This is a genomic window from Bradyrhizobium sp., assembly GCF_049798375.1.
Classification (GTDB): domain Bacteria; phylum Pseudomonadota; class Alphaproteobacteria; order Rhizobiales; family Xanthobacteraceae; genus Bradyrhizobium.
This window is the reverse complement of the sequence record NZ_JBARGP010000648.1, coordinates 1-10,308: the sequence shown is the minus strand read 5'-3', so window position 1 is coordinate 10,308 and position 10,308 is coordinate 1. Positions and strand designations below refer to the sequence as shown.

Genomic DNA, 10,308 nt, shown 5'->3' with positions numbered 1-10,308 from the left:
CGCTCGCCGGCGTCTTCCGCCCCGAGACGCTGCGCGCGACCCTGGTCGGCGGCCTGTTCGGGACCGGCGCCCATGGCGGCTATGCCGCGCTGACCACCTTCCTGCCGACCTATCTGCGCGAGGTGCGGAAACTGTCGGTGCTGGGATCGAGCGGCTATCTCGCCGTCATCATCGTCGCGTTCTTCTGCGGCTGCGTCGCCAGCGGCATGCTGAGCGACCGCATCGGCCGCCGCGCCAATGCCGCGCTGTTCGCCGCCGCCTGTATCGCCACCGTGCTGATCTACATCTTCGCGCCGCTTTCCGATGGCGAAATGCTCATGCTTGGTTTTCCGCTCGGCTTCTTCTCGGCCGGCATTCCCGCCAGCATGGCGGCGCTGTTCAGCGAGCTCTATCCTGCGGGCGTTCGCGGCACCGGCGTCGGCTTCTGCTACAATTTCGGCCGCGTCGTCTCGGCCGCGTTTCCGTTCCTGGTCGGCTTGCTGTCGGAGCATATCGGGCTTGGCCCGGCAATCGGGATCGACGCCGCCTTCGCCTATGCACTGGTGCTGCTCGCGGTGCTGATGCTGCCCGAGACGCGCGGCAAGGTGTTCGAGCAGCCAGTCCACGCCTGATGTCTGGCATCGATGCCCACGCGCATGTCTTCCACCGCGGTCTGGCACTGGCGTCGAACCGCCGTTACACGCCTGGCTACGATGCGCCACTTGAGACCTATCTTGCCGAACTCGACAAGGCCGGCCTCGATCACGGCGTGCTGGTGCAACCGAGCTTTCTCGGCACCGACAATTCCTATCTCGTCGAGTCTCTCGTGCGCGCAGGAGGACGCTTGCGCGGCATCGTCGTGCTCGACCTGAAGACATCAGCGGACGCGTTGCGCGCACTCGACCGCGCCGGCGTAGCCGGCATCAGGCTCAATCTGGTCGGCCGCGCCCTGCCCGATCTCGACGACAGCATTTGGAGGAATTTTTTTGCAGCGATCGCCGGGCTCGGCTGGCAAATCGAGCTGCAGCGGCGCGCGCCCGATCTCCCCGCGCTGGTGACACGCCTGCGTGCCCATGATCTCACGGTCGTGCTCGATCATTTTGCGCTGCCCGACCCTGCGGTCGGGGTCACCGACCCGGCCTTCGCCGAGGTGCTGAAGCTCGGCACGTCGGGCCAAGTATCAGGCAACGTCTGGGTCAAGCTGTCGGGCGCCTATCGCAACGGCCCGCATGGCCATGCCTTCGCTCGCGCGGCATATCCCGTGTTGCGCGAGGCGTTCGGCATCGACAGGCTGATGTGGGGCAGCGACTGGCCGCACACCCGGTTCGAGGCCACGGAGAGCTATGCGGCCAACCGTGCCTTCCTCGACGCGCTCATCCCTGACGAACGCGAGCGCGCCCGCGTGCTGGCGGGGCCGCGCGCGCTGTTCCGCTTCTGAACGCAACAACGGCCGCGCGCTATTCCAGATAGGTCGTCAGCTCCGCGCCCTCGTCGGCGATGAACACGGCAATCAATTCCGCAGGCTCCGTCAGGCTCGCATTGGCCGAGACCAGATGCGTCGCTCCCGGCGGCTCGAAAAAGGATTGGCCAGTCTTGAAGATTTCGACAGGCCCTCCTCCCAGCTGCGAGCGGATCTCCCCCTGGGTGATGTAGGCCGTCACCGAACCCGCATGTCGATGCGGCCGTGAGAAACCACCGGGACCATAGAACACGCGAACAATGGTCACGCGCTTGCCCGCGACATTGGGCAATGGATAGGAATCGATCAGTTCGACCTTGTCGAGCGGCGAACCCGCTGCCGCCGTGGCGCATAGCGGCGCCAGCGCGCCGGAGATGGCATCTCCGGCGACAGGGAGCGCCTTCGCGATCGCCAAGGCGCAGGCAAGACCCGCCATCAAGGACAGCCAGACCGGCTGGATATGGAGCCGTCTCGGCCCGAGGGACATCGTCGTCGCGAACGAAGTCATGGTCGTCGTTCTCCTGTCAATCGTTGATCGGCCGCTCCGCATCAGGCCGCGCTGGTGCGTGCCGTCCGGCGCGTCGGCGGCGTCCAGGCATAGGCGACACCAAACCGGTTCCAGATGTTGATGACCGCGATGGCCGAGCTGAGATAAGCCAGCTCTTGCTCCGAGAATTCCGCGCTTGCCTGCGCATAAAGCGCGTCGCTGACCCCGTTGGGCAACAAGGTCAGCGCCTCCGTCCACGCCAGCGCGGCGCGCTCCCGGGCGGAGAATTGCGGCGCTTCGCGCCAGACCACGACCAAGTTGAGCTTGTCGACTGGAATCCCGAGCCGCTCGCCTTCCAGGATGTGGAACTGGACGCAGAACGCGCAGCCGTTGATCTGCGAGGCCCTTATCTTGACCAATTCCAGCAGATCCTTGTCGAGGCCGGCTTTTCCGCTGAGCTGGCTCAGCGCCAGCACGCGCTCATAGATGTCGGGCGCCAGCGCCTTGAAGTCCGGATAGTCCTTGCGCGCATGTGACATGCGATCCGCTCCGTGATATAAGTACTCTTCCAACTTATAAGAGCCCTTATAACATGCGCAAGTCGAAACTGACGCGAAGCACCTATGACGAAGACGGGATCGGGCAATCCGGCGGAAGGCCGCCCAGGCTGGCATCTGCGCCGGCGTTAGCCGTCGCGGCCGAGCCACCGCTGCCGGGCGAAGGCAAGCGCGGTGTCGACGGCTATCTCGGCTATCTGCTGCGCCAGGCCCAGGGCGCGGCACGGCTGACGCTGGAGCGGGCGCTGGCCGAGCTTGGCGTCACCTCGCCACAATTTCTGGTGCTGACCATGCTGAAGGCCTATCCGGGCCTCTCCGGCGCCGATCTCGCCCGGGTGGCGCTGCTGACGCCGCAGACCACCGGCGTCATCATCCGTAATCTCCAGCGCGATGGCGCAATTCGGAAGACGGCGCATCCGGTGCACGGCCGCATCCTGCAATGGACGCTGACGCCGCACGGCCTCGATTTGCTGCGGAAATGCCGCCGCCATGCGCATGCGCTGGAGCGGCGGCTGGCCGACGGCCTGACCGAGAAGGAACTGGCGACCGTCCGCCGCTGGCTGGCCAAGATCGCTGTCGATCTGCAGGGCGGTTCCTGACCCGCGACGGCTGCCCTGATGGCGATTCAGAGGTTAAACTGGTGGCCATGACCCAGCATGATTCCTTCAATCGCCGCACCCTGCTTCGCCTCAGTGCCGCCGCGGCCGCGCTCGCGGCGCAGCCATTCACCGCCTTTGCCGCCCCTCCGGGCTTCGACGCCTGGCGCGATGGCTTACGCGAGCGCGCGATGGCCAAGGGCATCTCGGCTGCGACCTGGAATCGGGTGATGGCCCACCTCGAGCCCGACATGAGCGTGTTCAAGGAGCTGCGAAACCAGCCCGAGTTCAAGGAGCAGCTCTGGCAATACATCAATCGGCGCGTCTCGGACTGGCGCATCATCAACGGCAAGATCGCGCTAAAGGACAACGCCGCGCTGTTCGCCCGCATCGAGAAGGACTTTGGCGTCGAGCGTGGCACCTTGCTCGCGCTGTGGGGCGTCGAGTCCGCCTATGGCGATCCGCTAGTGCAGCAGAATCACATGCGGCCGGTGTTTCCGGCGCTGGCCGCGCTCGCCTGGAACGAGCCACGCCGCAAGGCCTATTGGGAAGCCGAGCTGATCAATGCGCTCAAGATCGTCGATCGCGGCTGGAGCACGCCGGAGGAGATGCGCGGCTCCTGGGCCGGCGCCATGGGCCACACGCAATGGATGCCCGAGGTCTGGCTCAATGTTGGCTTCGACTATAACGGCGACGGCAAGATCTCGCCGTTCGGCAAGCCCGACGATGCGCTCGGCTCGACCGCGCGCTATCTCGTCAACCGCGGCCATTATCATCGCGGCGAGCATTGGGGCTATGAGGTTAACGCACCCAACGGCAACATGAGCGGCAACCGGAGCTATGCGGCGTGGCAGAGCGCCGGAATCACGCGTGCCGATGACGAGGCGTTTCCGCAGCCGGGCGCCAGCGCGCAGCTCTGGATTCCCGTCGCCGGCGGGCCGGCGTTCCTGTTGGGTCCGAACTTCTATTCGGTGAAGAGCTACAATCCGGCGATGAGTTACGCGCTCGCGATCTGCCATCTCGGCGATCGCATCCTCGGCGGACCGCCCTTCATCCATCCGTTCCCGGGCTCGGAGCGCGCGCTGACACTTGCCGAGGTGCAGGAGATGCAGAAGCGCCTGACCGCGGCCGGCTTCGACACCGGCGGCACCGACGGCCGCGTCGGCAACGACACCATGCAGGCGATCCGCGACTTCCAAGCCAAGGCCGGCATCACGCCGGCCGACGGCTATGGCGGCTTGAAGGTGCTGGCGAAGCTGAGGCAAGGCGGCTGATGGCTGCCATGCGCCGCTACGTCATAACAGTTCTTGCTCTCCTATCCGCCTCGGCGCTTGGCCTGCTCGGCTTCGGCTACCATTTTCACGCGCTGACCACTCCGGCCAGCCTGGCACGATTGCAGGCTCGGGATGGCGAAGACGTCGTCCTGCCCGCCGACCTGCGCTACAACGCGGCTTTCAAGATCGCGCGCGTCGAGGAGGTGCAGCCCGATGTGCTCTGCATCAGCAGTTCGCGCGCCGGCACGCTCCGCGACTGGATGTTCAAGCCGTATCGCTTCTACAACGCATCCTTCACGGCCTGGACGACCGCTCAACTGCTCGACGTATTCGAGCACCTGACGCGCAAGGTGCGACCGCGCGTCGTGATCGTCGCACTCGACTACTTCCTGTTCACCGATTCCTGGGACGACGGCTACAAGACCCAGCGGGCCATGATCTACCAGCCATCGCGCTATGTGTCGTTCAAGCTCACCCATCTCCTCCACGCCCTTCCCGCGCCGGTGGCGTTCCAGGAAGATCGGCGCCAGGACGGATTTCGTCGCGACGGATCCTATCTTTACCCGCCCAGCTTCATCGAGATGGCTCGCAGCAAGCTTCAGACCGCGCAGCACATGCTCGAAGCGGCGCCCGGCGCGCCGCAGATGTCCGAGCGGCAGATGGCGCCGATCGTTCAACTGGCGTCCCTGGCGAAGCAACGCGGGATCAAGCTGATTGCCGTGCAGCTTCCCTATGTTCGTGGCGCGGTCGACTATCTCGACACCAACGAAGCCTATCGGCCTTACTCCGGGGTCTGGCGCGACTTCGAAAGCGAACAGAGGGCAGGCTGGCTTCGCAGCCTTGGCATCGTGTTTTTCGACCTGGCGCATTCGCCTATCGCCGACGATCCGATGAACTTCATCGATGCCTACCATCCGTCGGAACAGGGCATGGTCAAGCTGCTCAAGCAGCTATTGAACGAGAAGGAATTTCAGGACCAGTTGCCCGACCTCAACGCCACGGGCTGAGCGTGCGGCCGTAAACACCCCGCATGACCAAGCCGTTCGACCGTCCCGCACGAGCGTCCTGCCGAATGCGATAGGCCGCACTCACGCCATGGGTTTGGACGTTCATCATGGCCGCGCGCCGCCGACCAAGTGGACGAATGGGTCAGCAACTCTGACCAATCGGCCACAATTTGTCCAAGCTTTTGATCTGACGTTCGAATTGGAAGATCTCGGCATGCCTACACGGACCACAACCCGGGAGGCTAGTTATGCGTGTTGCAGTGATCTTTGTTGCGGTGATCGTGATGACCGCGCCGGCGCCTGCATCGGCAGGTTGCATGAGCATCGGCGAAGCACGTCATCAGTTCGGCTCCGTGCACCTCTACTGGCACGGCGCGAGTCATTGTTGGGATGCGTCGCCGGGGCGGCGTCGCTATGCCGTGCAAGCTGAACGCCATGCTGGTGGGCAAAAACGCTCCGAGCTTCAGCGTCGGACATGGCGTGAAGCAAGATCCGAACTGGTCGTTGACAACGAGCCTGCGCGGGCGGCGGCGGGACCAGCGGATCAGGCCGTTGCTGCGCCGGACACATCGGTCAAGATGATTCCGGTCAAGGTCACGCCGATCAAGCTGGCCTCGTTCGTGGCGGACTGGTCTGAGCGCTGGGTCGACGTTGAGCAGATCATCCCTGACCATCGGATCAAGGCGCAATCGAACCTCCTCGCGCCGCCTGCGCCCGAACACAAAGTCGACGTCAGCTTTGTGGTTCGCGGTCTCGCGCTGTTCACGTTCGGCTTCGGATTGATACTGACCTTTGCCGCACTCTCGATGCGCTCGGGTCCCAGCGCCATCGGGCCGCCCGCAATGAACGACGCGCCCAACGCGATCAGTGGCTTTGCCGCCGGCCAGGATGACGGTTTCATCTCTCACGGCGCTTACCCGACGGAGGTCACGTGGCCAGACTCCGCAGGCGCAATGATCTCCAGAAATGACATGATGCGCCCGTTCTCCGTTCCAAGCCGGCTGCTCGAAGAGGCCCGGCAAGCCGCATCACGCGCGCTTACGCCACGGACGCCACCGACGCCTCACACTGGATAGAGCTGAGAGGCGACCGGTATCAGGCGCAGCGCCACGACGTCTCAGTCCTTCGTGATCGCCTTGAGATAGGCGCAGAACATGTCGGCCACGGCGTCGGCATAGACGTCGATCTCCGCTGATGATCGCGGGCTCTCCGAGAATTGCTTTCCGACTGCGCTCAGCGTGGTCTTGACCACGTCTGCTGCGAGTGCGCGTTTGGCGCTCGGCGCTTCGGGCAGCGCCTCCCGCATGAAGGCCTTGATAATACCGTGCCCCGACGCTTTCGCCTCGCGCGCCTCGGGCGCATCGCGATAGAGCGGCGCGGCATCATCGAGCGCACCGCGGATCGCGGCCTCCTCGCATTCCGAGCGGATGAAGGCGTGCACCAGCCTGCGCAGGCGTTCCGGCGGTGATCTCGCGCCGTCTTCGAGGATGCCGCGCAAGAGTTCGCCAGTCTGCCGCCACTCGTCGCTCTGCAAACGGAACAGGATCGCCGCCTTGTTCGGAAAATATTGGTACAGCGAGCCGACGCTGACGCCGGCCTTCTCGGCCACCCGCGCCGCGGTGAAACGCTGCGCGCCCTCCTTCGCCAAAACCTGAACAGCAGCCTCCAGAATGGCACCGACGAGCTCGGTGGAGCGCGCCTGTTTCGGCTGCTTTCGCGAGGAAACTGAAGAGCTTCGGTGACCTGCCATGACGTCCCAAGGGGAATGCGAATAGGAAATGCGACGAATTAGTCGTATTTTCAATCCGGCGCAAGGACGCGCATTCCAAGGCAAAATCTCCAATACCGAGGACTTCAATGACCACACTGACCACTGCTCCGCTGGCGCCGCTGCTCGATCGCCTGTTCGACGATGCCGCGGCCAGCAGGAGCGAGATGGGGGCCTTGTTCGCCGACCTCTCCGACGACGAGCAAACGGAGCTGATGCGCAGCAGGAGCGGCTACCGCGACCTCTACGGCCGCCTCAAGAACGTTCCGCTGCCGGTCTCGCGCACGACCGGCACGCTGCTCTACATGCTGGCGCGCAGCTTTGGCACACGGACGATCGTCGAATTCGGCACCTCATTCGGCATCTCGACCCTGCATCTCGCCGCAGCCTTGAAGGACAATGGCGGCGGACGCCTGATCACCACGGAGTTCGAGCCATCGAAGGCGGCGCGCGCGCGCGACCATCTCACTGCCGGCGGTCTCACCGACCTCGTCGAGATCCGCGAAGGTGATGCGCTGCAAACGCTGAGCATCGATCTTCCTGAGCGGATCGACCTGGTGCTGCTCGACGGCGCCAAAGGCCTCTACCCCGATATCCTGAGCCTGCTGGAAAGTCGCCTCAAGCCGGGCGCCATCGTCGTCGCGGACAACGCCGATCACAGCCCGGACTATCTGGCACGCGTGCGTTCGCCCGCGAGCGGCTACCTGTCGGTGCCGTTCTGCGACGATGTCGAGCTGTCGATGCGGATCAACTGAGGCCGAGTGCGGCCGGCACTTCCGACGGCACTTGCGGGCGCAACACGCTGAGTGTCGTCCCGGCGTTCGCCGGGACGACATCGTCGGTCAACGCTCGCATCGGCCAATTCACTTCTTTTCAGATCGTTTCTGGTCGCACCGCGTTGGTGATCGGATGTTTCCCGGCAGCCCGAAAGCGGCGGCTTGATGACGCCCTGCTGTGACAAGATGAGGCTTCTGCGGGCAGGCGCAGCCAGATAGAAACTGCCCCGCATCGAGCCATTTAAGTCCCGTATGAATCTCTCTGCGCCGTTTATCCGCCGTCCCGTCGCCACCACCCTGCTTTCGCTCGGGCTGGTCGTGGCCGGCGCGGTCGCGTTTTTCAAGCTGCCGGTGTCGCCGCTGCCCGACGTCGACATTCCGACCATCTCAGTGCAAGCGACGCTTCCCGGCGCAAGCCCGGAGGACGTGGCGACCACGGTGGCAAGTCCGCTCGAGCGGCATCTCGGCCAGATCGCCGATGTGACCGAGATGACGTCGACCAGTTCCCTGGGTTCGGCGCGCGTCAATTTGCAGTTCAACATCGATCGCAACATCAACGGCGCCGCGCGCGACGTGCAGGCCGCCATCAACGCCTCTCGCGCCGATCTGCCGTCGAGCCTGCGAACCAACCCGAGCTATCGCAAGTTCAATCCGGCGTCGGCGCCAGTGCTGATCTTCACGCTGACATCCACGACGCTGACACCGGCCGAGCTCTATGATGCAGCCTCGACGGTGATCGCCCAGAAACTGTCGCAGGTCGAGGGTGTCGGCGAGGTCGCGGTGAACGGCGGATCATTGCCGGCGGTGCGCGCCGAGCTCAATCCGACCGCGCTCTACAAATACGGCATCGGCCTGGAGGACGTTCGCGCCGCGTTGTCGAGCGCCAACGCCCATAGCCCGAAGGGCAGCATCGATGCGGGAAGCCGCCGGTTCCAGCTCTACGCCAACGATCAGGCCACCAAATCCGACGACTACAAATCGCTGGTCGTGGCCTACCGCAACGGCGCCGCCGTGCGGCTTGCCGATCTCGGCGACGTCATCGATTCCGTGGAGAACCTGCGCACCCTGGGTCTCGCCAATGGCAAGCCCGCGGTGATGATGATCGTGTACCGGCAGCCCGGCGCCAACATCATCCGGATGGTCGACAGCGTGAAGGCGCTGATCCCCGTGTTGCACGCCTCGGTCTCGCCGGCCGTCGACATCACGCTCGCGGTCGACCGTTCCAAGACCATCCGTGCGTCGCTGCAGGACGTCGAGATCACGCTGCTGATCGCGGTTGCGCTGGTCATCCTCGTCGTGTTCGCATTCCTGCGCAGCGCGCGTGCGACCTTGGTTCCGGTGGTTGCGGTGACGGTGTCGCTGGTGGCCACCTTCGCGGTGATGTACCTGCTGGGCTACAGCCTCGACATCTTCTCGCTGATGGCGCTGACGGTGGCGACCGGTTTCGTGGTCGACGATGCCATCGTGGTGCTGGAAAATATCACGCGCCATTTGGACGCCGGCCTGTCGCGGCTGGAGGCGACCTTGCTCGGTGCCCGCGAGGTCGGCTTCACCGTGCTGTCGATGAGTATCTCGCTGATTGCGGTCTTCGTGCCGATCCTGCTGATGGGCGGCCTGGTCGGACGGCTGTTCCGCGAATTCGCGGTGACGATCACGATTGCCATCGTGATCTCGCTGGTGGTTTCGCTGACCACGACCCCGATGATGTGCGCAGTACTGCTGCGTAGCGAAGCCGGCCAGCGCCACGGCCGGGTCTACCGGGCCAGCGAGCGGGTTTTCGACCTGCTGTTGAGCTTCTATCGCTGGACGCTTGCGATCGCGCTGCGCCATCCGCTCTCGGTGATGCTGATCCTGGCTGCGACGCTTGGACTGAATTTCTACCTCTATGGCGCCGTTCCCAAGGGCTTCGTCCCGCAGCAGGATACGGGCCTCTTGATCGGCTCGATCCAGGCCGATCAGCACACGTCGTTTCAGCTGATGCAGCGGAAGCTCGCGCAGTTCATCGACATCGTCAGGAGCGATCCGGCGGTCGACACGGCTGTCGGCTTCACCGGCGGGGCCGGGCCGGGTCCAGGTGGCTCGACCAACACCGGCTCGGTGTTCGCATCACTGAAGCCGCTTGCTCAACGCAAGCTGTCAGCCGAGCAGGTGATCGAACGGCTGCGCGGCCAGCTGACGGCAGTCGCCGGCGCCCAGCTCTTCCTGCAGTCGGTCGGCGACCTCGGCGCCGGTGGACGCACGGCCAACGCAGCCTATCAATATACGCTGAAGGGCTCAACGCCGGCCGAGCTCAACGAATGGATTCCGAAACTTGTCGCCGCGCTTCAACACGACCCGGCGCTGGCCGATGTCAACAGCGACCAGCAGAACCGGGCGCTGCGCTCCGATGTGGTGATCGATCGCGA

The 10,308-nt window shown here is 64.6% G+C and carries 11 protein-coding genes; 8 read left to right on the top strand and 3 right to left on the bottom strand.

Translation table 11 applies throughout. The features are described 5' to 3' along the window. The coding region (locus WA702_RS25470; RefSeq protein WP_425113306.1) for an MFS transporter at positions 1-611 on the top strand (611 nt) is incomplete at its 5' end. Then, a complete protein-coding gene (locus WA702_RS25465) occupies positions 611-1,417 on the top strand; it encodes an amidohydrolase family protein (RefSeq protein ID WP_425113305.1) in 807 nt (268 codons plus the stop codon). The genes WA702_RS25470 and WA702_RS25465, both read left to right, overlap by 1 nt. Positions 1,418-1,436: 19 nt before the next feature. Here the strand turns inward: WA702_RS25465 and WA702_RS25460 are convergent, their stop codons facing one another. Together WA702_RS25460 and WA702_RS25455 are read right to left on the bottom strand one after the other, a co-directional pair. Further along, positions 1,437-1,925, bottom strand: a complete 489-nt coding sequence (locus tag WA702_RS25460) for a cupin domain-containing protein (protein WP_425113308.1) — start codon at positions 1,923-1,925, stop codon at positions 1,437-1,439. A 62-nt stretch (positions 1,926-1,987) separates the two neighbouring features. Beyond that, positions 1,988-2,464: a carboxymuconolactone decarboxylase family protein gene (locus WA702_RS25455; RefSeq protein ID WP_425113304.1), complete on the bottom strand. Its 477-nt coding sequence runs from the start codon at positions 2,462-2,464 to the stop codon at positions 1,988-1,990. A gap of 53 nt (positions 2,465-2,517) precedes the next feature. Between WA702_RS25455 and WA702_RS25450 the strand changes: the two genes are divergently transcribed. From WA702_RS25450 to WA702_RS25435, 4 genes are all read left to right on the top strand, one after another. Further along, a complete protein-coding gene (locus WA702_RS25450) occupies positions 2,518-3,081 on the top strand; it encodes a MarR family winged helix-turn-helix transcriptional regulator (RefSeq protein WP_425113303.1) in 564 nt (187 codons plus the stop codon). A 47-nt stretch (positions 3,082-3,128) separates the two neighbouring features. Beyond that, positions 3,129-4,352, top strand: coding sequence for a lytic murein transglycosylase (locus WA702_RS25445; protein WP_425113307.1), 1,224 nt, complete (start codon positions 3,129-3,131; stop codon positions 4,350-4,352). Further along, positions 4,352-5,359, top strand: a complete 1,008-nt coding sequence (locus WA702_RS25440) for a hydrolase (protein ID WP_425113302.1) — start codon at positions 4,352-4,354, stop codon at positions 5,357-5,359. The genes WA702_RS25445 and WA702_RS25440 overlap by 1 nt, the downstream gene beginning before the upstream one ends. Before the next feature lie 248 nt (positions 5,360-5,607). Next, positions 5,608-6,435 carry a hypothetical protein gene (locus WA702_RS25435; RefSeq protein ID WP_425113301.1) on the top strand — a complete coding sequence of 276 codons (828 nt, stop codon included), beginning with the start codon at positions 5,608-5,610 and terminating at the stop codon, positions 6,433-6,435. Between the two features lie 41 nt (positions 6,436-6,476). On the opposite strand, the gene WA702_RS25430 is transcribed toward WA702_RS25435, so the two are convergent. Beyond that, positions 6,477-7,109 carry a TetR family transcriptional regulator gene (locus tag WA702_RS25430; RefSeq protein WP_425113300.1) on the bottom strand — a complete coding sequence of 211 codons (633 nt, stop codon included), beginning with the start codon at positions 7,107-7,109 and terminating at the stop codon, positions 6,477-6,479. Positions 7,110-7,216: 107 nt separating this feature from the next. Here WA702_RS25430 and WA702_RS25425 point away from each other — a divergent pair, with 107 nt between their 5' ends. Beyond that, positions 7,217-7,882 (top strand): O-methyltransferase, encoded by a 666-nt coding sequence (locus WA702_RS25425; protein WP_425113299.1) that lies wholly within the window; start codon positions 7,217-7,219, stop codon positions 7,880-7,882. 273 nt (positions 7,883-8,155) lie between these two features. Continuing rightward, positions 8,156-10,308, top strand: a 2,153-nt coding sequence (locus WA702_RS25420) for an efflux RND transporter permease subunit (protein WP_425113298.1), incomplete at its 3' end; no start/stop codon positions are given.

Excerpts from the sequence above, each read along its gene's own strand:
- WA702_RS25465 (WP_425113305.1), top strand. The coding sequence starts at position 611 with ATGTCTGGCATCGATGCCCACGCGCATGTCTTCCACCGCGGTCTGGCA.
- WA702_RS25460 (WP_425113308.1), bottom strand. The coding sequence starts at position 1,925 with ATGTCCCTCGGGCCGAGACGGCTCCATATCCAGCCGGTCTGGCTGTCC.
- WA702_RS25455 (WP_425113304.1), bottom strand. The coding sequence starts at position 2,464 with ATGTCACATGCGCGCAAGGACTATCCGGACTTCAAGGCGCTGGCGCCC.
- WA702_RS25450 (WP_425113303.1), top strand. The coding sequence starts at position 2,518 with ATGCGCAAGTCGAAACTGACGCGAAGCACCTATGACGAAGACGGGATC.
- WA702_RS25445 (WP_425113307.1), top strand. The coding sequence starts at position 3,129 with ATGACCCAGCATGATTCCTTCAATCGCCGCACCCTGCTTCGCCTCAGT.
- WA702_RS25440 (WP_425113302.1), top strand. The coding sequence starts at position 4,352 with ATGGCTGCCATGCGCCGCTACGTCATAACAGTTCTTGCTCTCCTATCC.
- WA702_RS25435 (WP_425113301.1), top strand. The coding sequence starts at position 5,608 with ATGCGTGTTGCAGTGATCTTTGTTGCGGTGATCGTGATGACCGCGCCG.
- WA702_RS25430 (WP_425113300.1), bottom strand. The coding sequence starts at position 7,109 with ATGGCAGGTCACCGAAGCTCTTCAGTTTCCTCGCGAAAGCAGCCGAAA.
- WA702_RS25425 (WP_425113299.1), top strand. The coding sequence starts at position 7,217 with ATGACCACACTGACCACTGCTCCGCTGGCGCCGCTGCTCGATCGCCTG.